We start from the raw sequence: 26,446 nt of genomic DNA on the forward strand, positions 1-26,446 counted from the left end.
AAAGGCGCCAAGGCGCCAAGGCGCAATGTACGCAATGGAAGACGAGAATTTAAAGAGATTGGATAGTACTGCGTGATCGGGCCGATGATAACTGTTTCAGACCTGAGTCCATTCTCTTTTCCTTTCCTTTGCGCCCTTAGCGCCATTGCGCCTTTGCGAGAAAATCGTTTTAATTACGGCGATCTATCGCCACATAGTCGCGTTCGCCGGCGCCGGTGTAGACCTGGCGCGGGCGCCCGATGCGATGCGGGGTGGCGGACTGTTCGAGCCACTGGCTGACCCAGCCGACGGTGCGGCCGATGGCGAACATGGCGGTGAACATGCTGGTCGGGATGCCCAGGGCCTTGTAGATGATGCCCGAGTAGAAATCGACGTTCGGGTAGAGCTTGCGTTCGACGAAGTAGTCGTCTTCCAGGGCGATCCTCTCGAGCTCCATCGCCAGGTCGAGCAATTCATCCTTCTGGCCGAGATCCTCGAGCACCTCGTGGCAGGCCTTGCGGATGATGGTCGCGCGCGGATCGAAGTTTTTGTAGACGCGGTGACCAAAGCCCATCAGGCGGAACGGGTCGTTCTTGTCCTTGGCCTTGTCGACGTACTTGCCGACCTGGTCGACGCTGCCGATCTCATTGAGCATGTTGAGCACGGCTTCGTTGGCGCCGCCGTGGGCCGGGCCCCAGAGTGCGGCGATACCGGCGGCGGTGCAGGCATACGGATTGGCCCCGGTCGAGCCCACCAGGCGCACGGTCGAGGTCGAGGCGTTCTGTTCGTGGTCGGCGTGCAGGATGAACAGCAGGTCCAGCGCCCGGGCGGCGACCGGGTTGACCTCGTAGTCCTCGGCCGGCACCGAGAACATCATGTGCAAGAAGCGCTCGGAGTAATTCAGCGAGTTGCGCGGGTAGGCGCTCGGCCAGCCCATGTAGTGGCGGTAGGCGGCGGCGGCAATCGTCGGCATCTTGGCGATCAGGCGCTTGGCCGCCAGGTCGCGCTGCTCGGGATCACTGACGTCGAGCTTGTCGTGGTAGAAGGCCGCCATCGAGCCGACCACGCCGGACAGGATGGCCATCGGGTGCGCATTGTAATGGAAGCCCGAGATGAAATTGTTCAGCTTCTCGTGGACCATCGTGTGATAGGTGATGTCGCGGTCGAAGGCGGCAAAATCGTCGCTCGACGGCAGTTCGCCGTAGAGCAGCAGGTAGGCCACTTCGAGGAAGCTGGAATGCTCCGCCAGCTGATCGATCGGATAGCCGCGATAGCGCAGGATGCCGGCGTTGCCGTCGATGTAGGTGATGTCGCTCTTGCAGCTGGCCGTCGAACCGTAGCCCGGATCGTAGGTGAAATACCCCAGTTCGGAATGCAGCCTGCTGATGTCGAGGGTTGGGTCCCCCTCGGTACCGGCGACAACCGGCAGGTCGAGGGTCTTTCCGGATTCGTGATCAGTCAGGGTGAGTTTGCGTTCGGACACCGGGGCTCTCCTTGGGAAAACGTTGACGGGAAACGTTGACGGCGGGCGCGGCCACAGTACCGCGCCGTACGGAACTCCGTAGTATCGCATATTCATGTGAGCCGATCAGCGCCCGAGGCTTTCGTGCTCGACCGCCGGTATGGATAATGACGGGCTGAATTCTCGACCGACGCAGGGGGTCATTCGCTTGTTCTCACGCCGACGAATCATTTCCTGGCTCTTCTTCGGCAGCCTGATCGTGCTGGCGGTTTCCTGGTTCAACCGCGACGATTTCGACCCGGACATGTGGGTCCACCCGGCCGTGGCCGACGAGCCGCGGCAGAGCCCGGTCGAGGAGCCCGAGTTCACCACCCGGGCGAACGACGTCGAGTACGTTGTGCGCCCCCGGTACCGCTATGAGCTGACCGGGCTGGTGGTGTCCTTCAAGCGCTTCTCGCAGGACTATGGCCTGCACAAGCGCTGGAACGATTTCATCAACATCGCCGACGTCTGCGTGGTCTGGGGCTCGAACGCCACGGACCTGGACCTCAACGCCTTCGACTTCTGGAACGGCGAGTTCACCTGCACCTACCGCACCAGAGACGAATCGGCCTGGCACAGTTTCGACAAGACCAAGCTGTCGAACAACCACCTCATCACCGACGACCCGCGGGTGCGCGACCGCATCGACGAGCTCGAGGTCGGCGATCAGATACGCCTGAGCGGCTGGCTGGCCGAGTATGGCGAACCCGGCGGTCCGTTCCGCGAGACCTCCACCACGCGCACTGACACCGGCGATGGCGCCTGCGAGACGGTCTACGTCGCCGAAATGGACATCCTCGGCTCGATGAGCACGATCTGGCGCAAGCTGTTCTGGCTGGCAGCCGCCGGGCTGCTGGCCAGCATCATCCTGTGGTTCCGCACCCCGCATCATCAACTCAGGCGCTGAGGCGGCGGCGTTGACGCGCGCCCGACGGTTCGCTACGGTGCGGAAGCATAAGGGGCGAGATTCAACCACACAAAGGATGAACCGCCATGAACAGAATCACACTTCAAGCGCTAGCGGCCGCCGCGCTCCTGGCGGCAGGCATTTGCCAGGCCAGACCGATCGACGCGGATATGACCGGCAACTGGTACGTCCCCTCCCAGGTCGGTCACGGGCTGCAGATCGAAGTGATCGACCTGAGCACGGCCGTGGTCGCCTGGTACACCTTCGACTCCGAAGGCAACCCGATCTGGCTGATGGGAACCGGCGAAATCGAGGGCGACACGCTGCGCGCCGAACTCCGCGACTACCGCGGCACACGCTTCCCGCCGGACTTCGACACCGACAGCATCGACGGCCGCCACTGGGGCGATGTCATCGTGCGCCGCACGGACTGCGACTCGGCCGCCCTGTCCTACACGCCGGCGGACGGCATTTACCAGCCGGCCGAGTATCCGCTCGAGCGGGTAACCCGGATCGACGGCTCGCACTGCAGCGAGACGGTTCAGTGGGCGCAGGAGCGCCGCTGGAAACCGGCCTCCGAATCACATGCCTTCGAGGCGCTCTTTCTCGACTATCCCGCCGGTGACGAGGCGAACTTTGACTTCGGCTTCGAGTGGAGCCCGCTGCCCGAACCCTGGCAAGCGCTTGCCGGGCTGCGCGTCAGCGGCAATAACCGCTCGGACGACCTGATGATGGTCGTCATGCGCCCCGTCGACGGACTGCAGCCAGAAACGCGCTATCGCGTGGGCCTGGAGATGCAGTTCGCGACCAATGAACCGTCGGGTTGCGCCGGCGTGGGCGGTGCACCGGGCGAGTCGGTGTATATGCGACTCGGCGCAGCCGGCGAAAAACCGGACTACACCGTCGTCGACGGCTACCGGCGCGCCACGCTGGACCTTGGCCAGCAGGCGGCACCGGGCGAGCGCGCCCTGAGCGCCGGCGACATGGCCAACGGCGCCGACGAAACCTATTGCAGCGGCCCGGACGCCCCCTGGCGGCTCAAGCGCGTTTCCACGGCCGGCCAGGAGTTCTCGGTCACCAGCGACGAAACCGGCCGCATCTGGGTGTACGGCTTGAGCGACTCGGGCTTCGAGGCCACCACGACCTGGTACCTGACGGAGTTCGTGGTACGGCTGGCCGAGGCCGGCTCTTAAGTCGGGGCCACGTCCTCGACGGAGGACATTGCGGATATCGTCACTGGCATCTGACGCGTGACCCCAATCCGATCGGGGTCGCCGGTGTTCCGGGGGCGCGGCACTTCCTTCGGCGCCGGGTGGGTTGGGCCCACCGGGCGCTGTGGTGGCCTCGACAATTCAAAGGCGTTTCGCCCGCCTGCTTCGCAGGCTGATGGCGAGTACCTTTTTTCCAAAGCGAAAAAAGGCACCAAAAATCGCTTTTCAACTTCAAAGTCCAACGCTCGGTTATCTCAGGAGCTTGGTCACTGTGGGGGCTGCCCCCTTCGCGGAGCGGGCTTCGCGAAGACTCGGTCGGAGGATCTGGTGGCGCTAGCGGGACTGGGACGAAGCCCGCACGAGAACGGCCCGGCTTCGAAGGTGGCGCGCGCTGCGCGCGCGGGGCTTGGTCCAGGCGCGTAGGATGCGTGGAGGCCCGTAGGGCCGTAACGCATCGGCTGATGCGTTGCGCTTCGCTCCACGCATCCTACGATTCTCGGTCGGAGTATCAGGTGGCGCTAGCAGAAATGGGACGAAGCCCGCACGAGGACGGCTCGGCTTCGAAGGTGGCGCGCTGCGCGCGCCGGGGGCTTAATCCAGGAGCGTAGGATGCGTGGAGGCCCGTAGGGCCGTAACGCATCGGCCGATGCGTTGCGCTTCGCTCCACGCATCCTACGATTCTCCCCAACCGCGCAGATGGCGCGCGCAGAGCGCGCGGGGGTCAATCCGGAGCGCAAGCCCGGGATCCCTCCCATGGCCACTTTCGGAAACGATCCCGGGCACCACGCGACCAGCCGGGCCCTCGCGAAGCCCGCTCACCGAAGGGGCCAGCCCCCACAGTCGCCAAGCTCCTGGCGAACGTAGGATGCGTGGAGGCCCGTAGGGCCGTAACGCATCGGCTGATGCGTTGCGCTTCGCTCCACGCATCCTACGATTCTCCCCAACCGCGCAGATGGCGCGCGCAAAGCGCGCGGGGGTCAATCCGGAGCGCAAGCCCGGGATTCCTCCCATGGCCCCTTTCGGAAACGATCCAGGGCACCACGCGACCAGCCGGGTCCTCGCGAAGCCCGCTCACCGAAGGGGCCAGCCCCCACAGTCGTCAAGCTCCTGAGGTAACCGAGCGTTGGACTTTGAAGTTGAAAAGCGATTTTTGGTGCCTTTTTTCGCTTTGGAAAAAAGGTACTCGCCATCAGCCTGCGAAGCAGGCGGGCGAAACGCCTTTGACGTGTCGAGGCCACCTCCACGCCCGGTGGCACCAACCTCACCCGAGCCCCAACACCCAAAGCCCCCACCAAAAAACCAAAACACCAAAGAACCATCCGGCGCTACACGTCAACGAACTGCTCGGCATCCCCGAGCCAACGCTCGATAATCGTATCCGCGCCAGCCTTGTCGAGCGATCCGGCCAGCGACTTGACCGGCTCGAGCAGGTCGGCGTCCCTGGCCAGGTCGGCCACGCGAAAGCGCAGCATGCCGGTCTGACGGGTGCCCAGCACCTCGCCGGGGCCGCGCAGTTCCAGGTCCTTTTCGGCGATCACGAATCCGTCGGTGGTCTCGCGCATGGTTTCCAGGCGCTTCTGCGCCGTGTCGCCCAGCGGCGGTTTGTAGATCAGCACGCAGGCGGCCTGTTCGCTGCCGCGGCCTACCCGGCCGCGCAGCTGGTGGAGCTGCGAAAGCCCGAGACGCTCGGCGTTTTCGATCATCATCAGGCTGGCGTTGGGCACGTCCACGCCGACTTCGATCACCGTGGTGGCGACCAGCAGGGCGGTCTTGCCGGAGGAAAAGGCGTCCATGACGGCCTGCTTGTCGGCCGGTTTCATGCGTCCGTGGATCAGGCCGACGCTGAATTCCGGCAGGGCCGCCGACAGCTCCTCGGCGGTGGATTCGGCCGCCTGGGCCTCCAGGACTTCGGACTCCTCGATCAGCGGGCAGACCCAGTAGGCCTGCCTGCCCTCCCCGAGCGCGCGGCGCAGGCGCTCGACGATTTCCTCGCGCCGGCCCTGGCTGAGCACGACCGTGGTCACCGGCTTGCGCCCGGGCGGCAGCTCGTCGATCACCGAGATATCGAGGCCGGCATAGGCGGTCATGGCCAGGGTGCGCGGAATGGGTGTGGCGGTCATCACCAACTGGTGCGGCGAGCGCGCGCCCTCGCTGCCCTTGGCCGCCAGGGCGAGGCGTTGGTGCACGCCGAAACGGTGTTGCTCGTCAACCACGATCAGGGCCAGGTCGCGGAACTCGACGCCTTCCTGGAACAGGGCGTGCGTGCCGATGGCAATGCTGGCGTCGCCGGCCAGGCGCGCCAGCGCCTCGCGCCGGGCCTTGCCCTTGACCTTGCCGGCCAGCCAGACGGGTTCGATGCCCAGCGGTTCGAGCCACTGCGAGAGGGTGCGGTAGTGCTGTTCGGCCAGGATCTCGGTGGGCGCGACGATGGCCGCCTGCCGACCGCTGGCGGCCGCGGCCAGCAGCGCAAAGGCAGCGACCAGGGTCTTGCCCGAGCCCACATCGCCCTGCAGCAGCCGACGCATCGGGCGCTTACCGCCCACATCATCCATGATCTCGCCGGTGACACGACGCTGCGCGCCCGTGGGCTCGAAGCCGACCACCTCGAGCAGCCGCTTTTGCATGGCCTGGTCAGGCTGGAGCGGATGCGCGCGCTGTCGGTCGCGCGCCTGGTTGAGGCGCGTCAGCGCCAGGTGGTGGCCCAGCAGTTCCTCGGTGGCCAGGCGCTGCACCGCCGGGTGGTGGCCGTCGACGAGCGCGTCGAGATTCTCTTCCGGTCCGGGCCGGTGAATGATGCGCAGCGTCTCTTTCAGGGGCGGCGACTCGGTCGGGGCGAGCGGATCCTCGAGACGGATCGATCCATTCAGGAGCCGGTCCACGGCGGCATCGATGATTTTCGCCAGGGTCGCCTGCGCCAGGCCCTGCGTGACCGGGTAGATGGCGGTCAGGTGCTTCGGCAGGGGCGGCGGCTCGCCCTTGCCCAGCACCTGGGCCTGCGGATGGGCCATTTCGAAGCCCTGCGGTCCGAAGCGCACGTCGCCGAAACAGCGCACCCGGTTGCCTTCCCGGTACATGCGCAACTGCGAAGGGAAGAAACGAAAGAAGCGCAGCGTGAGCTGGCCTGAATCGTCGGCCAGGGTGACCAGCAGCATGCGTCGCCGGCGCTGCACCACCTCCTGCTGGACCACGCGCCCCTCGACCTGCACGCGGGTATCGGGCCGTACACGGCCCATGGGCACGATGCGCGTGCGGTCCTCGTAGCGCAGCGGCCGATGGAAGAGCAGATCGAGCTCGCGCGTGATACCCAGCGCCTTCAGGCGCGAGGCCACCTGCGGCCCGACGTCGTCGAGCCCGGAGACCTCACGCAAGCCCTTGTCCGTCGTCACGCCCTCGTTCCCTCGCAGGACGGTCTTCAGCCGTCCCCGAGCACCATAACGGCGTCCATCTCCACCGGCACGCCCTTCGGCAGCGCGGCCACCTGCACCGCGGCCCGGGCCGGGTACGGCTCGGAAAAACGCTCGGCCATCAGCTCGTTGACGGTGGCGAAATACGACAGGTCGGTGAGAAACACGTTGAGCTTGACGATGTCGTCCATCGTGCCGCCAGCGGCCTCGACCACGGCGGCGAGGTTGTCGAACACGCGATTGGTCAGCGCCGTGAAATCACCCTCGATCACCTCCCCGCTCTGCGGATCCAGCGGAATCTGGCCGGAGAGATAGACGGTGTTGCCTGCGCGGACAGCCTGGGAGTAGGGGCCGATGGCGGAGGGTGCGTTTTCACTGTGGATCGGTGTCTTGCTCATGTTGAAATCTTCTCCTTGGTGCTGGCACGCGAATGATCAATTCCCAAGCATCAATTTACAAACAAGTTCCAATGACCGAAACACCAATTTTCCAAACTCGATCAGCTGGCGCTTCGGATAATGGCGGAAAAAATCAGAAGTAGTTCTCGCCCTTCCCGGACCAAACCATCCCGCTCGTCAGACAGAGAGACGTCGTCTTGCGTATCGACCAGCCGAAGCCAGTACTGGCTTTCCTTGGCTTCCTTTCTGGCAATGCGCAAGCGGTGAACGAAATCCTTCTTGCTGAGCGCCTCGTTTGCTTCGATGTAGTTTGCGCCGACGGATCCTGAAGACCTGATCAGCTGACGGGTATCCTCGAGATTCTGCAATGACTTGGGTACGCGACGTGCGAACGTGCGAACGGCCTGGGCGAACCGGAACGTCCGATCCTCCAGATCGTAGTCTGCAGAGCCGCTCGTTTTGGTCATTGCAGTTTTTTACATTGAGATTTGATTGAAAATTGGTGCTTGCAATTTGAACATTCGGCCACAGGCCGTCAAGCAATTTCCCTACTCACCTTCAAGACATGCCGATTCCTGCGCAGCCGCCGCATCACCCGAGCCAACTGGTCGCGGCCGGTGACCGCGAGGGTGAAGTGGAGGATGGCGGTTTCGCGGGTGGTCGAGGGCTGCTCGACGCGCTCGATGTTGGCGCCGACTTCGCTCAGCGTGGCGGACACGGATGCGAGTACGCCGGGGCCGTTGATGGTGACGATGCGCAGGCGAACGGAGAAGTAGCCGTGCATGACCGGCGCCCAGTCGACGTCGAGGCAACGTTCGGAATGGTGTTTTTTCAGTTCCGGCACGTTGGGACAGCGCTGGCGGTGGATGACCAGGCCCTTGCCGGGCGAGAGGTAGCCCATGATGGGATCGCCGGGCACGGGGTGGCAGCAGTTGGCGTACTCGATCGCGCTGCCTTCGGTGCCGCCGATGGTGAGCACCTCCGACTCGGGTTCCTCGCTGGCGCGCCTCTGGGTCAGCGGAAGCAGCTTGTGCGCCACGACGCGTGCAAGCATGTCGCCGCGGGCGATGCGAATGAGCAGGTCTTCGAGGCGCTCGACCTGGAGCTTCTTGAGGTAGCGGTCGAGCCGGCGCTGGGAGATCTTCTCGAGCGAGAAGCCGCGGCGGGCCAGGGCCTGGTCGAGCAGGCGGTGACCGATGGCCACCGAATCGGCCTGTTCGAGGTTCTTCAGGTGGGCGCGGATGCTCGAGCGCGCCTTGGAAGTGGCCACGAACTCCAGCCACTCCGGCTGCGGCGTCGCGCCTTTCTGGGTGATGATCTCGACCGTCTGGCCCGATTCCAGGCGCGAATTGAGCGGCGCCGGTTCGCGGTCGATACGCGCACCCACGGCCTGGTTGCCCACGTCGGTATGGATGGCGTAGGCGAAGTCGAGCACGGTCGAGTCGGCCTTGAGATCGATGATCTTGCCGCGCGGGGTGAACACGAACACCTCGTCGGGGAACAGTTCCGCCTTGGCCGAGTCGAGAAATTCCACCGAGTCGGTGGCCCGCGACTGGGTCTCGACGAGCTTGAGCAGCCATTCGCGCGCGCGCACCGCCGTCTGGCCGTCGGGCGTGGCCTTGTAGAGCCAGTGCGCGGCCGCGCCCTTCTCGGCCACCAGGTCCATCTCCTCGGTACGGATCTGGATCTCGATGGGTACATCGAAGGCGGTGTGAACCACGGTGTGCAGCGACTGGTAGCCGTTGGGTTTGGGCAGAGCGATGTAGTCCTTGAAGCTGCCGGGCCGCGGTTTGTACAGGGCATGCACCACGCCCAGGGACTGGTAACAGTGCGGCTCCGAATGCGCGACGATGCGGAAGGCGTAGCGGTCCATGACCTGGTCGAAGCTCAGGGACTTGTCGCGCATCTTGCAGTAGATGCTGTAGAGGGTCTTCGTGCGCCCCTCGATCCGCGCCGGGATGCCGGACTCGCTGAGCTTCTTCTTGAGCGATTCGGTAACCGAGTCGATGATTTCGGCGCGATTGCCCGCGCCCTGCTTGACCCGTCGGCTCAGCACCCGGTAGCGGTTGGGGTGCCGGTGGCGAAAACCGAGGTCCTCGAGCTCTTCGCGCAGCTCGTTCATGCCCAGGCGCGCGGCGATCGGGGCGTAGATGTCGAGCGTTTCGGTCGAGATGCGGCGCCGTGCCCCGGGCGACATGTGCGTGATCGTGCGCATGTTGTGCAGGCGATCGGCCAGTTTGATGAAGATCACCCGCAGGTCGCGGCTCATGGCCAGCAGCAGCTTGCGGAAGCTCTCCGCATCCGCTTCCTGGCGGGTGCGGAACTTCATCTTGTCGAGCTTGGTCACGCCGTCGACGAGCTTGGCGATCTGCTCGTCGAACTGTTCCGACAGATCGGCGTGCTCGATCTCGGTGTCTTCGATGGTGTCGTGCAGGATGGCCGCGGCGATGGTCTGGTGGTCCATGCGCATGCCGGCAAGGATATGCGCCACCGCGACCGGGTGCAGGATGTAGTCTTCGCCGGACTTGCGCTTCTGACCCTCGTGGGCCTGCGCGCCGGCTTCATAGGCACGCAGCACGACGGCCACGTGCTGCGGTTCCAGGTAGGTATTGAGCAGGTCTCTGAGTTCGCGGACCGGTGCGGGCAACATGGCGGCTTTCCGGTCGGCTACAGACACCTCGGGATCATGCGGTCGAGGAACGCTCAGTCCAGATCGTCTTCCGGCGGCGGCGGCACCTCGGCCTGCATGGCGGCCAGGCGGGCGTCCAATTCGGCCTGAAGCTGGGCGATATTCTCGTCGTTGACCGCGCCTTCGGCGATTTCGCGCAGGGCGATGACCGTCGGCTTGTCGGACTCTTCCTCGACCAGGGGGTCGGCGCCATTGGCGATCATGCGGGCGCGCTGGGATGCGGACATCACCAGCTCGAAACGGTTGGGTACCGCGCCGATGCAGTCTTCTACGGTTACTCGTGCCATGGTTTCTTGCTACTCCGGAAAAATGGGCCAGGACGCGAACAGCCTTGGACGGCCTCATGTCCCGACAGGAAAATCAATCGCTTATTGTACCGCCACCGGCGCCTTGTCAACAACTCCGCGCGAGCTCGCGCGCACGCCCCCGGTCAGGCCGATTCGTTGAGCAATTTGTCGACCAGCAGGTGCTGGCGCTGGCGCCGCAACGGCCAGGTGCGCACGATCGCGAGCAGATCGGCCAGGGCCTGGTCGAAATCGTCGTTGATGACCATCCAGTGGAAATCGCCGCAGGCTTCGATTTCGCGCCGGGCCTCGCCCAGCCTTCGGTCGATGACCTCGGGCGCGTCGGAACCACGCGCGCGCAGGCGCTCGGCGAGCACCGCCATTGACGGCGGCAGGATGAAGATGGTGCACACGTCCGGGTGCGAGCGCAGGATCTGCTCGGCGCCCTGCACGTCGATCTCGAGCAGCACGTCGCGGCCCGAGGCCCACAGCGCCTCGACCCGATCGCGCCGGGTGCCGTAGTAGTTGCCGTAGACCTCGGCGTACTCGATATAGGCGCCGGCGTCGATGCCGCGGCGGAACTCCTCGACCGAGACGAAATGATACTGCTCGCCGTCGATCTCGCCGCGCCGGGCCTGCCGCGTCGTGTCGGACACCGACAGCGCCAGCTTGGGGCACTGCTGCAGCAGTGCGCACATCAGGCTGGTCTTGCCAGCACCGCTGGGCGCGGCGATCAGGAACAGGTCGCCGTCACTCGACATTCTGCACCTGCTCGCGCATCTGCTCGACCAGCACCTTGAGCTCCACCGCCGCCTGGCCGACCTCGGCCAGGGTGGCCTTCGAACCCAGGGTGTTGGCCTCGCGGTTGAGTTCCTGCATCAGGAAATCCAGGCGCCGGCCGACCGGCTCGTCGAGCGCCATCACGCGCCGGATCTCGGCCACGTGGGTCTCGAGCCGGTCGAGCTCCTCGTCGACGTCGAGCTTCTGCAGCTGCATGACGACTTCCTGCTCGATGCGGCCGGGCTCGACGGCCACGTCCAGCGCCGCCAGCCTTTCGCGAAAGCGCGTATCGAGGGCGCTGCGAATCTCGGGCAGGCGTTCGCGCACCGCCCGCGCCTGCGATTCCACGCCGGCCAGGCGCTGCTCGAGCATGTCGGCAATCGCCCGCCCCTCCTGCTCGCGCGCGGCGATCAGCTCGTCGATGGCGCTGTCGAAGGCCGCCAGCGCGGGTTCGAAGGCCGACGCCAGGTCGCCGTCGGACTGCTCGATCAGGCCCGGCCAGGACAGCAGGTGCACCAGGTCCGGTTCGGCGCTGCCGCCGGCCAGGTCGGCGATCTCGTCGTGGGCGCGCAGCAGGGTGCGGGCCACATCGAGATTGATGCGCATTTCAGCGGCCGCCGCGGACGGGTCGGGCTGGAACTTGAGCGAGACCTCGACCTTGCCGCGACCGAGACGATCCTTGAGCCGGCTCCTCACCCCCGGCTCCAGGGCGCGGAAGTCCTCGGGCAGGCGCAGGCTCACGTCGAGGAAGCGCTGGTTGACCGACCGGATCTCCCAGGTCAGCTGCCCGGCGTCGAGCGCCTGCGAGCGCCGCGCGTAGGCGGTCATGCTTCTGATCGTGCCCATGGAATCGCTTCCGATATGGCTAGCTGGTAAAGGCGACATGGTACCCTTCTCTGCCCCCCAAGAGAAAGGACACTCAGGTTTTGACCCGACCCTCCGGACGCCACAACGACGAACTTCGAACCGTCTCGATCGAACGCCATTTCACGCGCCACGCCGAAGGCTCGGTACTGATCGCCTGCGGCGAAACGAAGGTGCTGTGCAACGCCAGCGTGGAAAACCGCGTGCCGCCGTGGCTTAGGGGCAAGGGCCAGGGCTGGGTCACGGCCGAATACGGCATGCTGCCGCGCGCGACCGGCACGCGCAACATGCGCGAAGCCACCCGCGGCAAGCAGGGCGGGCGCACGCTCGAGATCCAGCGCCTGATCGGCCGCAGCCTGCGCTCGGTCGTCGACCTCGAGGCCCTGGGCGAGCGCACCGTCACGCTCGACTGCGACGTGCTCCAGGCCGACGGCGGCACGCGCACGGCGTCGATCACCGGCGCCTATGTCGCCCTGGTCGATGCCATGGATGGCTTGTTCGACAGCGGCAAGGTCAAGCGCAACCCCGTCCACGGCCGGGTCGCTGCGGTGTCCGTCGGCATGCTCGGCTCCGACGCGGTCCTCGACCTCGACTACGCCGAGGACTCCACCGCCGACACCGACCTGAATGTGGTCATGAACGACGGCGGCGGCTTCATCGAGATCCAGGGCACGGCCGAAGGCCACGCCTTCCGTCGCGACGAACTCGACGCCATGCTGGCCCTGGCCGACAAGGGCATTCGCGAACTGATCGCCGCCCAGGACGAGGCACTCAATGGCGCTTGAAGGCGGCAAGCTTGTTCTGGCCAGCGGCAACCAGGGCAAGCTCAGGGAGCTGGTCCACATGCTCGAGCCGCTGCACGTCGAGGTGGTCTCGCAGGCCGAGTTCAAGGTCGAGCCGGTCGAGGAGACCGGGCTGACCTTTGTCGAGAACGCCCTGCTCAAGGCGCGCGAGGCCGCACGCGTTTCCGGCCTGCCGGCGCTCGGCGACGACTCCGGCCTGGTGGTCGACGCCCTCGACGGCCGGCCCGGAATCTACTCCGCGCGCTACGCCGGCGTCGACGCCTCCGACGCCGAGAACAACGAAAAACTCGTCAGCGAACTGGCGCAACTGCCGATGGAGCGGCGCAGTGCGCATTTCCACTGCTGCCTTGTGCTGCTGCGCCACCCCGACGACCCGGCACCGCTGATCGCCGAGGGCCGCTGGCACGGCCACATCCTCGAAACCCCGCGTGGTGACAGCGGCTTCGGCTACGACCCGCTGTTCCACGACCGCGAGCTCGGCGCCACCGCCGCCGAACTCCCGATGGAAGAAAAGGCCCGCGTCAGCCACCGCGGAAAGGCCCTTTCCGCATTGATCGAACGCCTCCAGTAGTCGGCGGTCGAATCTCGACAACCGGCGACCCGAATCCCACGCCTCACCCATGGGCGAAGCCGCGGATCCGTTTCGATCATTCAAACATTGGAATTTCGAATTAGTTTGAGATTAAGCCCATCCCGATGATGTCCACGCCACCCCTTTCCCTCTACATCCATCTGCCCTGGTGCGTGGCGAAGTGCCCGTATTGTGACTTCAACTCGCATGCGCTCGACGGGGAGCTGCCGGAGGAGCGCTACATCGACGCGCTGCTGGCCGACCTCGAAGTCGACCTGCCGCGGGTCTGGGGGCGGCCGGTGGTCAGCGTCTTTCTCGGCGGCGGCACGCCGAGCCTGTTCTCGGCCGCGGCCATCGACCGGCTGCTGGCCGGGGTGCGCGCGCGACTGCAGCTGGCACCCGGCGCCGAAATCACCATGGAGGCCAATCCCGGCACGGTCGAGCACGACCGCTTCGAGGCCTACCGCGAAGCCGGCGTCAACCGCATCAGCTTGGGCATCCAGAGCTTCAACGACGCGCAGCTGAAGTCGCTGGGGCGAATTCACTCCGCCGACGAAGCGGCCCGGGCCATCGAGGCGGTCAAGGCCGCCGGCTTCAAACGCTTCAACCTGGACCTGATGTGGGCGCTACCGGATCAGACGCTCGAGCAGGCCGTCGACGACGTCGAGCGCGCCCTGGCGTTCGGACCGCGACACCTGTCCCACTACCAGCTCACGCTCGAACCCAACACCGTGTTCGCCAAGCACCCGCCGTCGCTGCCCGGCGAAGATGCGGTGATCGACATTCAGGACGCCTGCGCCGCGACCCTGGGCGCCGCCGGGCTGCGTCCCTACGAAATATCGGCCTGGTGCGAACCCGGCCAGGAGAGCATCCACAACCTCAACTACTGGCGCTTCGGCGACTACCTCGGCATCGGCGCCGGCGCCCACGGCAAACTCACCCTGCCGGCCGAAGATCGCATCCTGCGCACTCGCCGCAAATCGCACCCGCGACCTTACCTGAAGGCGCTCGATGACCAAAGCTTCGTTGCCGATGAGAAGTCCGTGGCCCCCGACGAGCTGGCTTTCGAGTATTTCCTCAACCGGCTGCGCCTGGACGAGCCGATTGCGATGGCTGAATTGGAAGACCGAACCGGACTGGAAGCGGCGGCCGTCGACGACGCCATCGGCCGGGCCGTCGAGCTGGGCCTGGTCGAGATTGCCGGCGCCGACCTTCGGGAACCATGCCCCGACCTGCCGGTGCGGCGTTCGACCATCTTGCAGCGTACCGAACGCGGCCATCGCTACCTCAACGACCTGCAGGCGCTGTTCCTGCCGAGATAGGTCACTCGACAGGCCTGGCCGATAGTATTAAAATGCTATCACCATGAAATCGATACATATCCGCGACATCGAGCCCGAAGTGCTGGCGGCGCTGAAACGACTCGCTCAGAGTCATCATCGTTCGCTGCAGGGCGAACTTCGCGCCATTCTCGAACGCGAGGCGCGACTGGCGCCGAGAGCAGCAAACGACGAGTTCAGCCTGCATACCGTCGCATCCGGCGCCACCGGCACCTGGTCCAGGGACGACATCTATGACGATCCAGGCCGGTGACCGGATCTTTCTCGACACGAACGTCCTGCTCTGCGCCAGCGACAGCAGTCGCAAACAGCACGCCACTGCCCTCGAGCTGATTTCCGAAGCCAGCGCCAGCGGCATTCAGCTTTTCGTCAGTGGTCAGGTTCTGCGCGAATACCTCGTCGTTGCGACTCAGCCAATCAGCCAGAACGGACTGGGGATGACGCCCGAAGAGGCACTGGGCAACGTCGAGCAGATCAAGAACCGAACAGGCCTGGCGGAAGAGGGCCGCGACGTCACCGAGCGATTGGGGCAGCTGGTAAGCAGACATGGCTTGCGCGGCAAGCGCATCCACGACGCCGGCATCGCCGCCACCATGGCAAGTGCCGGCATCGAGATCCTGGTCAGCGAGAACCGCAGCGATTTCGAAGGCATCGAGTTCATCCGGATTCTGGACATCGCGCGGGCCGCGAGCGAAGTTCTACCGTCCTGAGAGGTTCAGCGACGCAACGAACGTGCATCAAGCGGTGCGGCTCTCGCGGCCATGCTCGACCGGCACCTCGCCTCCGCGCGAAAAGGAACGCGTCGGGAACTGCGGGTGCAGACGTCTGTCAGACCCGCCTTCGTCTGAGACAATCGGCGTCGCACCTCCGGAGCTTCCGACATGCGCAGTATCGTTTCCGTCACAACCCTGCTGTTCGGCATCGCCCTGATGCTGGCGGGCAATGGCCTCATCGGTACGCTGCTGGGTGTGCGCGGTGGCATGGAGGGTTTCTCCAGCACCGTGCTCGGCCTGGTCATGGCCGGTTATTTCAGCGGCTTCGTGGCCGGCACTTTCGTCGTCCCGCGGATGATCCGCAGCGCGGGCCATATCCGCACCTTCGCCGCCCTTGCCTCCGTCTGTTCAGTGACCGTGCTGCTGCTCGGCCTCTACCCAACGCCCCTGTTGTGGTTTGTCGCACGCGCGATGGCCGGCGTGTGCATCGTTGGCATCTATATCGTCATCGAGAGCTGGCTCAATGCGCAGACCACCAACGAACAGCGCGGCCATATCTTCTCGGCCTACATGACCACCACCCTGGTCGGCCTGGGCGTCGGGCAGCTCTTGCTGCTCGCCGGCGACATCAGCACGCTGCAGCTGTTCGCGCTGGCTTCGGTGCTGATGTCGCTCGGCCTGGTGCCGGTTGCGCTGACCAGGGTCCCCGAGCCTCCGATCGTCGAGGCCCACCGGCTCGGCCTGCGCAAGCTCTACGAGGCCTCGCCACTGGGCGTGGTCGGCGCCCTGTTCGCCGGCGTGGGAACCGGGGCCTTCTGGGGCCTGGCGCCGGTCATGGCCACCGGAATCGGCCTGAACCCGGCGGGCATTTCCGGTTTCATGAGCCTGAGCATCCTCGGGGGTGCACTCGTGATGTGGCCCATCGGCCTGGTCTCCGACCGGCTGGACCGGCGCAAGGTGCTGGCCTGGGTCTGCCTGGTGACCGGCATTGCCGCACTCGGCGCACTGTGGCTGATCGCCTGGGATTCGCGCCTGATCCTGCTTGCCGGCTTTCTCTACGGGGCAACGGCGTTCAGCATGTACTCGCTGTCAGCTTCGCACACCAACGACCACATCGAGGCCGAGCACATGCTCGAGGCCACCTCCAGCCTGCAGTTGCTCTACGGCGTGGGCGCCATCGTCGGCCCGCTCAGCGCCGGCTTCTTGATGCAGTGGTTCGGCCCGACCGCCCTGCTCGCCTTCATGGGCGTCTCGGCGCTGGTCCCGGCCGGCTTCGCCCGCTGGCGCATGTGGGTCCGCCCCCCGGTACCGCTGGACGAACAGGGCGACTGGGTTCCCCAATTCGCCACCTCGCCGGCGGCACTGGAAATGCATCCGGAGGCCGATGAAGAGGAAGATGAAGAGGAAGAGAGCGCAACCGAGTCGCCGTCCGGAACCGCGCCGCCAATCAACGAATCACGCTGATCGCCGCACAGGTCGGGGCCGCATCCCCGACGGACGTGAATTCATGCCGTTCGCGCATAGCTACGCGTATCGGATTCTGATCGGTCGACTGAAACATCGCCACGACCGGGCAACGGGAGCAATCGACATCGCGCCAGAATCCTGACAAATCCGAAGTGACAGTTTGAATTGGTCAGAAAGTGCCGTACAATTTTACTATTCGAGCCGTACAGGTTCCCGTGCCATGTCTACTGAAACCACCAAGCTGACAATCCGTATCCCGGTGCAGGATGCCCTGTTTGCAAAGCAGTATGCGCAGGAGCACGGCATCACCGTCACGGAGGTGATTGACCGCTATCTAAGGCAACTACGCGAACTCGAGGGCTACAGCCCGTCAACCGATCTCGAACAAATCACTGGGTTGATCCCTTCGGATATTGATGCCGAGGATATATATAGACAACATCAACTAGACAAACACCGGTGATCCTGATTGATCTCAATGTGCTTCTGGACATACTCCAGGAGCGAAGGCCACATTTCCAGGCCTCCTCAGCGGTCGTTGATCGCGCCCTTGCCGATGGTGTTGGCGCGTTCATTCCGGCGCACGCGGTAACAACGATTCATTACCTGGTCGCAAAGTACGGTAGCCGCAGCTCGGCCAATCGAGCGGTTGACTGGCTGTTGAAGCACTTTCAGGTGGCGGCGGTCGATTCCCGAGTACTCTCCAGAGCACGGGCCCTCAACTGGCCGGACTTCGAAGATGCCGTGGTTGCAGCCGCAGCCGAAGCGCACGACTGTAGCCTGATCGTCACGCGCAACGTGAGTGACTTTCGGGACTCCCCGGTCAGCGCGAGAATGCCTGAGGAATATCTGCTCATCACCCGCGACATGTAGGTCGCAGGAACACCTCCAAGGAAGGCGTCAAAGCGGGATGACGAGCTCGACCCGAAACCGTTTGTACTCTCGGTGCGTTTTCAGGTAGGCGCCTTCTTCCCAGGCCAGCGCGAGGCGCTGGCGGATGTTCTCCAGAGCCATTCGGTTGCTCTCCGCCGGCCGGGCCGACGCCTCGGGTACGGGATTGACGATCTCGAAACGCAGCCGGTTGCGCGAGGCGCGCTCCGCGCGAATGGAAAGCCGTCCTCCCTCCGGCAGGCGCGCAATGCCGTGCACGATCGCGTTCTCCACCAGCGGCTGAATCAGCAGCGCCGGAAGCTCCAGTTCCAGCGGCAGGTCCTCGGCCAGTCCCCACTCGACGACCAAGCGGTCACCGAAGCGCAGCGACTCAAGCCGCAGGTAACCGCGCACCAGGTCGAGCTCCTCGGCAAGCGAATGCCGCGCGCCCGACTTGAACCCCGAGCGCAGCAGATCCGACAAATCGAGCGTCGCCTGCTCGGCCTCGTCGGGCTTGTCGTGCACCAGGCTGGCGATGGTGTTGAGCGCGTTGAACAGAAAATGCGGCCGAATACTGGCCTGCAGCGCATCCAACCGCGCCCGCGCCTCGGCGGCGACCTGCTGCTTCCAGCGCTGCTGCAGCACCAGGTAGCGGACCAGGGCCAGAGAGGCAAGCAGGCTGATGAGGGTGTTTCTGAGCACAAACCAGAGGTTGCCAGACGGCTCCGTGCCGGGCACCAGCCTTACGACGATCAGGCTTGCAACCATGCACACGGCCGGAATCAGGAGGAAGACCACCCAGCCCGTCGGGCCCCATCGGCGCTCCGACAGCCAGCGCCTGAGGCCACATATGAGGGCAGCGGAAACCAGCACGACCCACTGGACGAATAGTGCGGACAAACCGAAAGTCAGCCAGAAGAATTCGGGACCGTTCGAGGCTGCCAGGGCGAAAATCAACGCCACTACCATACCGATCATCACCAGCAACAGGACACTCGCTGGCGTACACAGATCGGGCAGGTTCGCGGGCACCAGGGGTGGCGCAGTTTTTGGCTGGTCCCTATTCACGCGTCATTCGGGGCTGCGGTATCGATCGGAGATTCAAGATAGCAGACGCGAAAAGGCCCCGCCACGGTGGGCGGGGCCTCAATCTGAAAAAGCGCCTTGAGATTCGCCGTTTCTACCAGCAGTCGTCAACGCTTCCCGAGCCGCTGACGCCCCGCGTTCCGTTGTGCTGCAGCGTGAAGTCGCCGCACTCGGTGTCGCGCGTCGCCTGTGCCCCCTGCGGCTCGGCGGTGAGCGTATACGTTGACGTATCAATGGTCTGACTGTCGGGCATGGTGTACTTGTCCGTTTCCGAATCGATCGGAAAACTGACGGGGCAATCATCGGCATCATAGGCACTGAAGCGTGTATAGCAGCGCTCCAGTGCCTGTGCGGTTTGCATGAGGATCGCCTTGGCTTCAGCCCGATTGCTTTGCGTCACGTACTGCGTGTAGGTCGGTATGGCGATGGCCGCCAGAATCGCAAGAATGGCAACAGCTATCATGAGCTCGATGAGGGTAAACCCCCTGGCACGCTTGCTCATATCGGTTTCGCTTTCGGTCCTGATATCCATTTTACCTCCGCTGACGCCAGACCTGCCGACCTTCGCAGATCGTACCCAGACGCTGGAAACTACCACCGGCGGCCAGGGGCGGAATACCGAATTCCGAACACCATCCTTCACGGTCTTCGGTCGAGCCTGTTCCAGGCGGCGTCGGCGGATCTTCCGGATCTTCCGGGTCAGGGTAACCGGGGAAGTCGATTTCGTCACTATCGGGCGGCTCGGGGCGGCTGATCACCACTGGCGGGGCAATCGGTGCGCCGGTGCCCACCTCAGGCCCCGCGCAGTCCGTGCAGCTCGAGCCGCCGCCACCATTGAAGCGCCCGGCGCCGGTGAGTGCATCAAGCACGTAGATCCGTTGTGTACCCCCCGACAGGCAGGGGTCGTCGTTGGGTTCATAGGAGGTCGCGATCAGGGTGCCGAAAACGACTCGCGGTTTCGAAAGAATTCGCTCACCCTTCTCATCGCCGTCAACCTCAAGGTCCACGTACCAGCCGTCCGTGGCCGTCTCGGCGCCGGTGATTCGGCGTTGTGGCGGCATTCCGTCCTCCGAAGGCGCGGTTTCGAGCTCGAGTTCCGCGAACCCGTTCAGATTGTTGTTGCTTATAGCCTCATTACGATCCCTGACCGCCCAGAGTCGCCTCAGGCTTTCATCGGAGCGATCCGCCACTTCGACCAGCTTGCCGGTGCCGTAGTAAACCATGAGACCGCCAGACGGGTGCGCCGCGAGCGTCGGCGTCGCGGTGATGGCGTCGCCAAGCGGGTCGGTAAACAGGCCATCATCAAAATACACGCTGGGCTCGCTATCATTGAAATCGACGCGCCACATCGTGCCGTTGAGATCCCCGCCGTAGACGCGCTCGAGATAGGTTCGAGTGGTGACATCACGCCAGCCAGTCACGCCCGACAAGCCATTGCCGCCTGCATCGCCAAGCTCAACCTTGTGAAGAATATCGCCGTCGGAAATGCTCACAACGAAAAGGTGAGCCTGCTCATCGGCCGAGTTGTACCCATTGCCGAACACGGCCACCCATTCCCCCGATTCCAGGCGAGTGATGATCGGTTCACCGAAGGTGTAGCCGATATCCTCATCGTCTTCTGCAGTGAGCTCCCACAAGACATCGCGGCCGGGATCGAATCCGTCCGGATTGCCGATATCAAGGGCGTAGACACCGCGACCGCCAGCACCCAGTGTACCCACGAGCACGCTGGTCCAGTCATCGTCTCCATCAAGCTCCACATCGCCGATGGCAGTCTGGCCATCCACGAAGAACTCGTGCCCGTAGTCCGGATCAGCGAGCTCGCGCAGTTTGCCGTGGACCGAGGCGGGAACATAAGCGAAGAGTTCCGTGCCGCTATCGGCATCAAAAGCGTGCAACATCCCGTCATTGGAACCGACGTAGACAACCGGGGTACGATCCTGCTTGTCTTCATCGAGATACTCCGCGTACTCATCGCTCACCCGGGCCCAGCCCTCGTTACTCGGGCCTGCATAGACCGGCCGAGAACTGACGATATCGCCGATCAGCTTATTGCGCTCCCGGAACGGCCCATCATCCTGCTCACGACTCTGGTCGCCGCGGACATAATCGATCAAGGCGTTGGCAAGTAGCCGCTCGTCCGGCTCGATGTCTTCACCAGTGTCGATGCCCAGGATGATCTTTCGAATTCGGTCCGAAACGACGGATGTATTGAACTCGATCCCGCCCTCGGTCTCTGAAGACCAGGTATAGATACTTCGTTCGCCGTGCTCCGGCAGTTCGTCGGAGGCGACCCATTCGGGGTCGGATTCCCCGGGCTCGAAGGCCAGAACATCGCCCGTCCAGTTGGTGCTGTCGATGGTCGACTGGAAGAGAAGCGAGCCGAGATCAAGGCGGGTGGAGTTGGCTGAAAAGCCGACCGTCAGCGTTCGACCGGCAATCGTCGAAAGCACGGATTCAATAGCGGCGGCCACTTCGTCCGCAGAACGCGCCGAGAACATCTCGCCCCTCGTGCTGATCGACGCGTGCCACATATCGTCGATTGCCGAGGGATTTCGTTGCGCATTGGGGTTGAACCAATCGGGTGGATTGTTCCAGGGGTCCTCGGTGGCGTCCTCGTCGATCTGGTAAATGAGGCCATCGCCACCCATGCTGACACCAAAGAAATTCATGTGTGGGTCGTTCTGGCAATCCAGGTTGAGCGGCGGATTATCCTGATCACAGGCGGAGGGTGTCGGGACCCGGCCTTCTTCCAGATCGTCGCGGATGTTGGATTCGTAAAACGAGTAGGCGATGTCGGCCATGGTATTGGAATAGCTATCGCCGATGGGCGCTGGCTCGCCATCGTCAGTATTGCCCACATTCGGGCCGCTGTTGTTGCTGTAGCCATCGGTGAACAGCATGCCGAAGTTCTTCTGACAAGCTTCGAGCACTGGTGCATTATCGCCATCGCCCATGAACTCGTCACCTAGATGCTTGACCGCCTCACGGTTTGGTGTGCCGCCGGAACCCCGAAGGCCATACGCCCAATCAAGCAGACCGGACTTCTCCGAATCATCGTCCAGGTCGATCATGTCGACAGAATTCCGATTGTTGATGGTGAAGCGCCCGACTCGCAAGAAGTTGAAAGGAGCGAACGCGCGGCCGATGGCCCCTCGAAGGGACATGCTGCGCTTGCGGTAGTAGGTGAACCAGTTCGCGAACTTCTGTATCGCGCTCTTGTAGTCCGCATTGGATGCGAAATTACCCGGCTTGATCTCGTAGCCGTACATGCGCTGGGTAAATGGCTCCGCTTCGATTGGACCGCCAGTGGCGCTCTCCAGGGGCGTGCCGGTAAACCCGAAGCCATCCGGCAAGGGCGCACCCTCAGGCAACCAGAACGTCGCGGGAAAATAGTCGAAAGCCACGTCGCAGTGATTATTGCCCCAATTGTCGTTATTCCGGATCAATAGATCTGAGGTTAGGGTGTGCCATCCATTGTCGGTGAAGTTGTCACAAGCATTTCCACCTTCCGGGTTGACGCGCGTGCCGGCCGGAATCTCCATCCCTTCATACATGCGAAAGGTCCACTGATTCTCACGGCTTTCAATAGTGTCGGTGAGATCGACGGTGAAATCATCAGCGCCCAGTATGGGGTCCCAAGGAGCGGCAGTGGGGCTGACATCACCAAAGCTTTGCGTATCCGTATCCGGATAGGGCGGGTAATCCAGCGCCGGATCAAAGTACTGAGCGTTGTAGGCTGGAGATCGCGTCCATGCAAATTCCGGGATTGGAGGAACCGCAAAGTGATCGTTCCAGTTGTCGGTCAATGAGCGACGCCCCTGATTGACGCCGGATCCGTTCGGGAAAAGGTAGAAGTACTTCTTCCAAGTGCCGTTGGCGCCACCGTTCCAGTTGAAATTGATGGCGCCCCGTCGCTCCTCGTCACCAAGGTTCTCGCGATCGGCGCCTCGCCCCGTGTAGGACTCGTCGCGAGTATGCCACCAAGCGGCGCCGTCATTGGAAGGGAAAATGACTTCGGCGTCCATCGAACCCGAATCGTCCAGCGCCATGATCAGGGCGGGCTTTACTGGCGTCACCAGGAAGAGCGGCGCGTTGGAGATATCGAGCTCGGCGCGTGCGTTATGGCCCACGCCAAAGGCAAGGACTGCGACGCAGGAAATCAGGATGGATTTGTTGAAGTACATGAAACACTCTCCAAATCTCGGCATCGGCCGAGTCAAACGGAACTCACTGGGGCCAGAAGAAAATACTCTGGACAATCGCCTCTGATCCGGCGGGGCCACTCCCTTTCGCGACAATGACGAAGTACTCGCCCGCGGTATTCATCTCGCTCTCCGACACCGGCCGGCAAGCCGACGCTGTCGGAAGGCCCTCGTCATTGACGTAGTCACTCAGGTCGAGAATGAAGTATTCATTGCCCGTCGACGGGGCCGTTTTCCAGCGATCGCCCGCCCAGCTCTCCCAGTTGGACGGCGTCGACATCGAGCAGTCGTTGATCGGAAGGTCCCAGTCCTCCCACGTCGGAATCGCACCCAGACCGCCGGAGCCGCCCTGCGAAAACTCTGTAATTCGCGACTCGACTTCGCGAAGCGTCCGCTCGGCGTCCTGGAAGGCGGCATTGTAGTCAGCGACATTTCCCGCCATCCGCTCCTGCATGATCGAGCCGTTGCTCGCGCTCAGCCCGAGAAGCGTCAGGACAAGGAGAAACATCAACCCGACGAACAGGGCCACACCTTGCTGCTTGCGAAATTCAATGCTGCGTTTCATGGCGCCCTCACATTACGATCTGTCGGTTCCGCAGGCTGACCGCGGTGAAGAACGGCTGCCGAAGCCGGCCGTCTTCCTGGTGCGTGACTGCCGTACTGGCCAGATCGAAGGTCCTTTGTACCGTACCGTCGCCCATGTTCTCGGGAGACCGAACCAGCAGGCTCAAGCGCGCGCCGATGACGAATTCCCAATTGGGCACCTGGTGAGCCGGCAGCCAGTGATTCACCGTCTGCCCGTCGCCCCCCTCGTCCGAAGGATTGCTGTAGCCGTAGAGGATCTGCATGTTCTCGACACCGGAGACCAGCTCTTCTGTCTGCTGGCGAGAGAAGTCGTGCCGATAGAGGCCTGGCTCACCCGTATCGTCGTTGAGGCCGACGAAATAGGCATCTACGCGAAGCCGGAAGAGCTGCATGGTGTCGTCGTAAACCGTACTCCATGAACCAAGGTTCACGTTGCCAGGCCCTGGGTTTGAACATGACCCGCCGCCTCTGGTCAGCGCGCTTGAGTTGCCGGATCCGCCTCCGTTGCCGCCTCCGCCTCCGCCACCGCCTTGGACATTCTGAAACAGGTCAGCTCCGGTGGTGCAGTTGCTCACAAGAACAATCTCATTCGGCTCGAGGCCGTGGGAGCCGGTCAGCGTGATGCTATTGGCCGTGGAGCTGTTGTTACTGCCGGGATCGGCGGTAATACCAGGAACGATCTCCGGTTGCCTGAGGACGACAACATCGCTACCCGGGACCACGAGACCCTCCAGCCAGGAAGGCAGGGAGTCGGTGCTGCCATCCGGCAACTGCGTACTCCACTTGGAACGGGCAATTTCATCGGGCGAGAGGTCTTCCGGCAGGGTGTAAGCCTCGGCACGCCCGGTGCCGTCGAACTCCCAGCCCATGAAGGCCAGGTCGGAGCCGAAAATATCACCGGGATGGTTGGGGCAATCGGTATCCAGATGATTGCGGATCTCGAGGCGCGCGGCGCAGAAGCCCTGAGCGCCGATGTCGCGAACTTCTTGCTTGAGCAACTCAATACTGAAGCGCCCGTTCTCCTGGACGCGCGCGAGTGCTTCGTTCGAGGTATACGTTGCCTTTGATCCGATGAAAAGCTGGATGACCGCACCCAGCACCAGCAGCCCCAGCACCATGGCGATCATCAACTCGATCAGGCTGACGCCTCGCTGTCCAGCGGCTCTTTCGACTATTCTCATGCTCATAGCGCTAGTCCTAAATTCTTGTGGTAACTACCAGGCTCTCACTACCCGAGTCGGCGTCTTCTACGCGGTCCTCGTCCCAGGTAATCGAGACCTGGATTTCGCCCAGGTCGCAGTCAGTGAACCGCACCGCGAGTTCGCCGCCCGGAAGCTGAGTCGCGATGAAATTGCTCCAGCCAGCCAGCACGGGAACATCGCAGCTATTCATGGCGGCCGATCGATTCAGCCGAACGAAATCCGCCACCTCGTAGGCGACATTCGTTGCCTGGGTCCTGTAGTAGGCGCCCTGCCCGGCCTGTAGCGAAAAACCTTGCAGGGCGGCCAGCCCGAGAAGTCCGATCGACAACACCAGAACCGCCACGAGCACTTCGATGAGACTCAAGCCTCGGGCGTTGGAAATAGGGGAAACGTTCTTCATCGAGGCACTCCAGGAGTCTAGTTGCACGCCCGCCGACGAACATCGGCGCTGCCAGTCGCTGAAATCACCAGGCGCCGGTTGTTGTCGGCAGTGCAATCGGCGATCTCGATATCAAAGGTGACTGGCAATGAGATCCCTGCGTCTCTGTCCATGGTGCCGCTGCCGACGTAGCGCAGGAAGTCGGGTTCGTCACCGGTGTGCGTGGCGTCTCCATCGAAGCCGTCCCACACCTGCAGCACTGTATCCACACTGGCGCTGCTACTGCCAACCGCGTTTCCGTCAACAAACACGATCCAGCCGTCCTCCCAACTACCGGAGCAACTGCTCGAATCATCGCTGGCGCAGATGGAAACGGGTTCGCCGCGCTTCACGGCTTCGCTGCGAGCGAGCTGGAACGCGGTCAAGAATCCGTTGACCTGGGCGGTCATGCGATTGTTCTGGATTGTCGAGCGCATATTCGGCAGCGCGACAGTCGCCAGAATGACGAGCACCGTAACCGTGATCATCAGTTCCAGAACGGTAAATCCGCGATTGGATTGGTATTTCACGACGCGCGCGCCCTGTTGGATTGATTCAGGCGTAGCGTAGCCCTCGCACAGGCCGAGGGACAGCGGTAGGCGACGAGCGGGGGCGGTTTCCGGATCGGCGGTCGGGAGTCAGCGTCCAGAAAGCGCAAAGCCACCGCGCGCCGGTGGCGGGCGGTGGCTTCGGGACGTGCGCGGCAAGCCGAGCGGGCCCGGCCGGGGCTTTACTTCTTGCCCTTGCCGTAGCGCTGCTTGAAGCGGTCGACGCGACCGCCGGAGTCCATGATCTTGTGCTTGCCGGTGTAGAAGGGGTGCGACTTGCTCGAGACTTCCACCTTGACCAGCGGATACTCGTTGCCGTCTTCCCACTCGATGGTTTCCTTGGTCTGGACGGTCGAGCGGGTCTTGAAGACGAGGTCGCTGGAGAGGTCCTGGAACACCACTTCGCGGTATTCGGGATGGATTTCGGGTTTCATGGCTCTCGATTCCTGGGTCGATCTGGAGAAAATAGCCGGGTATTGTCGTGGATTGCGGCGATCATTGCAAGTTAGCAGCCCGGCAGTGTTAGCCCAAAGCGCTAATGTCCCCTTTCCGCAAAGTTAAAGTGTCCCCTTTTTATTCTGACAAGGAGCGGGGCCATGGATCGGGAGACGATTGCCA

26 protein-coding genes are annotated in these 26,446 nt (G+C 63.5%); 10 read left to right on the top strand and 16 right to left on the bottom strand.

Going from position 1 to position 26,446, the window contains the following annotated elements; translation table 11 throughout:
- Positions 1-169: 169 nt before the first annotated feature.
- A complete protein-coding gene (locus ACDC67_RS12895; protein WP_376693753.1) occupies positions 170-1,462 on the bottom strand; it encodes a citrate synthase in 1,293 nt (430 codons plus the stop codon).
- A 187-nt stretch (positions 1,463-1,649) separates the two neighbouring features.
- Here ACDC67_RS12895 and ACDC67_RS12900 point away from each other — a divergent pair, with 187 nt between their 5' ends.
- Both ACDC67_RS12900 and ACDC67_RS12905 read left to right on the top strand, forming a co-directional pair.
- Positions 1,650-2,390 (top strand): hypothetical protein, encoded by a 741-nt coding sequence (locus ACDC67_RS12900; RefSeq protein WP_376693754.1) that lies wholly within the window; start codon positions 1,650-1,652, stop codon positions 2,388-2,390.
- A gap of 86 nt (positions 2,391-2,476) precedes the next feature.
- A complete protein-coding gene (locus ACDC67_RS12905) occupies positions 2,477-3,583 on the top strand; it encodes a hypothetical protein (RefSeq protein ID WP_376693755.1) in 1,107 nt (368 codons plus the stop codon).
- 1,343 nt (positions 3,584-4,926) lie between these two features.
- On the opposite strand, the gene recG is transcribed toward ACDC67_RS12905, so the two are convergent.
- From recG to ACDC67_RS12940, 7 genes are all read right to left on the bottom strand, one after another.
- Positions 4,927-6,987 carry an ATP-dependent DNA helicase RecG gene (gene recG, locus ACDC67_RS12910; RefSeq protein WP_376693757.1) on the bottom strand — a complete coding sequence of 687 codons (2,061 nt, stop codon included), beginning with the start codon at positions 6,985-6,987 and terminating at the stop codon, positions 4,927-4,929.
- Positions 6,988-7,013: 26 nt separating this feature from the next.
- Complete coding sequence (locus ACDC67_RS12915; protein ID WP_376693758.1) at positions 7,014-7,403, bottom strand: RidA family protein; 390 nt, start codon at positions 7,401-7,403, stop codon at positions 7,014-7,016.
- 101 nt (positions 7,404-7,504) lie between these two features.
- Positions 7,505-7,870 (bottom strand): four helix bundle protein, encoded by a 366-nt coding sequence (locus tag ACDC67_RS12920; RefSeq protein ID WP_376693760.1) that lies wholly within the window; start codon positions 7,868-7,870, stop codon positions 7,505-7,507.
- 68 nt (positions 7,871-7,938) lie between these two features.
- Entirely contained in the window at positions 7,939-10,053 is a 2,115-nt protein-coding gene (locus ACDC67_RS12925; protein ID WP_376693761.1) for a RelA/SpoT family protein, read from the bottom strand.
- A gap of 53 nt (positions 10,054-10,106) precedes the next feature.
- Positions 10,107-10,379: a DNA-directed RNA polymerase subunit omega gene (rpoZ, locus tag ACDC67_RS12930; RefSeq protein WP_376693763.1), complete on the bottom strand. Its 273-nt coding sequence runs from the start codon at positions 10,377-10,379 to the stop codon at positions 10,107-10,109.
- Positions 10,380-10,522: 143 nt separating this feature from the next.
- The gene (gmk, locus tag ACDC67_RS12935) at positions 10,523-11,137 is read right to left on the bottom strand and encodes a guanylate kinase (RefSeq protein WP_376693765.1); all 615 of its coding nucleotides are present in this window, start codon (positions 11,135-11,137) and stop codon (positions 10,523-10,525) included.
- Positions 11,127-12,002: a YicC/YloC family endoribonuclease gene (locus tag ACDC67_RS12940; protein WP_376693767.1), complete on the bottom strand. Its 876-nt coding sequence runs from the start codon at positions 12,000-12,002 to the stop codon at positions 11,127-11,129. The genes gmk and ACDC67_RS12940 overlap by 11 nt, the downstream gene beginning before the upstream one ends.
- A gap of 80 nt (positions 12,003-12,082) precedes the next feature.
- On the opposite strand from ACDC67_RS12940, the gene rph reads away from it, so the two are divergent.
- From rph to ACDC67_RS12980, 8 genes are all read left to right on the top strand, one after another.
- On the top strand, positions 12,083-12,805 hold the full coding sequence (gene rph, locus ACDC67_RS12945; protein ID WP_376693768.1) for a ribonuclease PH: 723 nt from the start codon (positions 12,083-12,085) through the stop codon (positions 12,803-12,805).
- Positions 12,795-13,394: an XTP/dITP diphosphatase gene (locus ACDC67_RS12950; protein WP_376693770.1), complete on the top strand. Its 600-nt coding sequence runs from the start codon at positions 12,795-12,797 to the stop codon at positions 13,392-13,394. The genes rph and ACDC67_RS12950 overlap by 11 nt, the downstream gene beginning before the upstream one ends.
- A 125-nt stretch (positions 13,395-13,519) precedes the next feature.
- Positions 13,520-14,716, top strand: coding sequence for a radical SAM family heme chaperone HemW (gene hemW, locus ACDC67_RS12955; protein ID WP_376693772.1), 1,197 nt, complete (start codon positions 13,520-13,522; stop codon positions 14,714-14,716).
- 43 nt (positions 14,717-14,759) lie between these two features.
- Entirely contained in the window at positions 14,760-14,987 is a 228-nt protein-coding gene (locus ACDC67_RS12960; protein ID WP_376693774.1) for a FitA-like ribbon-helix-helix domain-containing protein, read from the top strand.
- Complete coding sequence (locus tag ACDC67_RS12965; protein ID WP_376693775.1) at positions 14,968-15,444, top strand: type II toxin-antitoxin system VapC family toxin; 477 nt, start codon at positions 14,968-14,970, stop codon at positions 15,442-15,444. Before ACDC67_RS12960 ends, ACDC67_RS12965 begins: the two co-directional genes overlap by 20 nt.
- Positions 15,445-15,615: 171 nt before the next feature.
- Complete coding sequence (locus ACDC67_RS12970) at positions 15,616-16,911, top strand: MFS transporter (RefSeq protein WP_376693777.1); 1,296 nt, start codon at positions 15,616-15,618, stop codon at positions 16,909-16,911.
- Positions 16,912-17,134: 223 nt separating this feature from the next.
- Entirely contained in the window at positions 17,135-17,377 is a 243-nt protein-coding gene (locus ACDC67_RS12975) for a DUF6364 family protein (RefSeq protein ID WP_376693778.1), read from the top strand.
- The gene (locus tag ACDC67_RS12980; protein WP_376693780.1) at positions 17,374-17,787 is read left to right on the top strand and encodes a type II toxin-antitoxin system VapC family toxin; all 414 of its coding nucleotides are present in this window, start codon (positions 17,374-17,376) and stop codon (positions 17,785-17,787) included. Before ACDC67_RS12975 ends, ACDC67_RS12980 begins: the two co-directional genes overlap by 4 nt.
- 27 nt (positions 17,788-17,814) lie before the next feature.
- Here ACDC67_RS12980 and ACDC67_RS12985 read toward each other — a convergent pair whose 3' ends face one another.
- The 8 genes from ACDC67_RS12985 to ACDC67_RS13020 all read right to left on the bottom strand — a co-directional run bounded on the left by ACDC67_RS12985 (position 17,815) and on the right by ACDC67_RS13020 (position 26,262).
- Entirely contained in the window at positions 17,815-18,747 is a 933-nt protein-coding gene (locus ACDC67_RS12985) for a sensor histidine kinase (protein ID WP_376693782.1), read from the bottom strand.
- Positions 18,748-18,964: 217 nt separating this feature from the next.
- The gene (locus ACDC67_RS12990) at positions 18,965-19,402 is read right to left on the bottom strand and encodes a type IV pilin protein (protein WP_376693783.1); all 438 of its coding nucleotides are present in this window, start codon (positions 19,400-19,402) and stop codon (positions 18,965-18,967) included.
- Between the two features lies 1 nt (position 19,403).
- Positions 19,404-23,057, bottom strand: a complete 3,654-nt coding sequence (locus tag ACDC67_RS12995; protein ID WP_376693785.1) for a pilus assembly protein — start codon at positions 23,055-23,057, stop codon at positions 19,404-19,406.
- 43 nt (positions 23,058-23,100) lie between these two features.
- Complete coding sequence (locus ACDC67_RS13000) at positions 23,101-23,640, bottom strand: pilus assembly PilX family protein (protein WP_376693787.1); 540 nt, start codon at positions 23,638-23,640, stop codon at positions 23,101-23,103.
- A gap of 7 nt (positions 23,641-23,647) precedes the next feature.
- Positions 23,648-24,847 carry a PilW family protein gene (locus ACDC67_RS13005; RefSeq protein ID WP_376693788.1) on the bottom strand — a complete coding sequence of 400 codons (1,200 nt, stop codon included), beginning with the start codon at positions 24,845-24,847 and terminating at the stop codon, positions 23,648-23,650.
- A 10-nt stretch (positions 24,848-24,857) separates the two neighbouring features.
- Complete coding sequence (gene pilV, locus ACDC67_RS13010) at positions 24,858-25,262, bottom strand: type IV pilus modification protein PilV (RefSeq protein ID WP_376693790.1); 405 nt, start codon at positions 25,260-25,262, stop codon at positions 24,858-24,860.
- 17 nt (positions 25,263-25,279) lie between these two features.
- On the bottom strand, positions 25,280-25,810 hold the full coding sequence (locus ACDC67_RS13015; protein ID WP_376693791.1) for a GspH/FimT family pseudopilin: 531 nt from the start codon (positions 25,808-25,810) through the stop codon (positions 25,280-25,282).
- 200 nt (positions 25,811-26,010) lie between these two features.
- The gene (locus ACDC67_RS13020; RefSeq protein WP_376693793.1) at positions 26,011-26,262 is read right to left on the bottom strand and encodes a type B 50S ribosomal protein L31; all 252 of its coding nucleotides are present in this window, start codon (positions 26,260-26,262) and stop codon (positions 26,011-26,013) included.
- Positions 26,263-26,446 lie beyond the last annotated feature (184 nt).

The sequence above is a fragment of the Wenzhouxiangella indolica genome (assembly GCF_042310355.1).
In the GTDB taxonomy this organism is placed as follows: Bacteria; Pseudomonadota; Gammaproteobacteria; order Xanthomonadales; family Wenzhouxiangellaceae; genus Wenzhouxiangella.

Bases quoted from the DNA above. Each gene is read 5' to 3' on its own strand.
- ACDC67_RS12965 (WP_376693775.1), top strand. From the start codon at position 14,968: ATGACGATCCAGGCCGGTGACCGGATCTTTCTCGACACGAACGTCCTG.
- ACDC67_RS13005 (WP_376693788.1), bottom strand. From the start codon at position 24,847: ATGAGCATGAGAATAGTCGAAAGAGCCGCTGGACAGCGAGGCGTCAGC.
- ACDC67_RS12995 (WP_376693785.1), bottom strand. From the start codon at position 23,057: ATGTACTTCAACAAATCCATCCTGATTTCCTGCGTCGCAGTCCTTGCC.
- hemW (WP_376693772.1), top strand. From the start codon at position 13,520: ATGATGTCCACGCCACCCCTTTCCCTCTACATCCATCTGCCCTGGTGC.
- gmk (WP_376693765.1), bottom strand. From the start codon at position 11,137: ATGTCGAGTGACGGCGACCTGTTCCTGATCGCCGCGCCCAGCGGTGCT.
- pilV (WP_376693790.1), bottom strand. From the start codon at position 25,262: ATGAAGAACGTTTCCCCTATTTCCAACGCCCGAGGCTTGAGTCTCATC.
- rpoZ (WP_376693763.1), bottom strand. From the start codon at position 10,379: ATGGCACGAGTAACCGTAGAAGACTGCATCGGCGCGGTACCCAACCGT.
- ACDC67_RS12970 (WP_376693777.1), top strand. From the start codon at position 15,616: ATGCGCAGTATCGTTTCCGTCACAACCCTGCTGTTCGGCATCGCCCTG.
- ACDC67_RS13020 (WP_376693793.1), bottom strand. From the start codon at position 26,262: ATGAAACCCGAAATCCATCCCGAATACCGCGAAGTGGTGTTCCAGGAC.
- ACDC67_RS12990 (WP_376693783.1), bottom strand. From the start codon at position 19,402: ATGGATATCAGGACCGAAAGCGAAACCGATATGAGCAAGCGTGCCAGG.
- ACDC67_RS12925 (WP_376693761.1), bottom strand. From the start codon at position 10,053: ATGTTGCCCGCACCGGTCCGCGAACTCAGAGACCTGCTCAATACCTAC.
- ACDC67_RS13000 (WP_376693787.1), bottom strand. From the start codon at position 23,640: ATGAAACGCAGCATTGAATTTCGCAAGCAGCAAGGTGTGGCCCTGTTC.
- ACDC67_RS12905 (WP_376693755.1), top strand. From the start codon at position 2,477: ATGAACAGAATCACACTTCAAGCGCTAGCGGCCGCCGCGCTCCTGGCG.
- ACDC67_RS12915 (WP_376693758.1), bottom strand. From the start codon at position 7,403: ATGAGCAAGACACCGATCCACAGTGAAAACGCACCCTCCGCCATCGGC.
- ACDC67_RS12975 (WP_376693778.1), top strand. From the start codon at position 17,135: ATGTCTACTGAAACCACCAAGCTGACAATCCGTATCCCGGTGCAGGAT.
- ACDC67_RS12960 (WP_376693774.1), top strand. From the start codon at position 14,760: ATGAAATCGATACATATCCGCGACATCGAGCCCGAAGTGCTGGCGGCG.
- ACDC67_RS12920 (WP_376693760.1), bottom strand. From the start codon at position 7,870: ATGACCAAAACGAGCGGCTCTGCAGACTACGATCTGGAGGATCGGACG.
- ACDC67_RS12940 (WP_376693767.1), bottom strand. From the start codon at position 12,002: ATGGGCACGATCAGAAGCATGACCGCCTACGCGCGGCGCTCGCAGGCG.
- ACDC67_RS12950 (WP_376693770.1), top strand. From the start codon at position 12,795: ATGGCGCTTGAAGGCGGCAAGCTTGTTCTGGCCAGCGGCAACCAGGGC.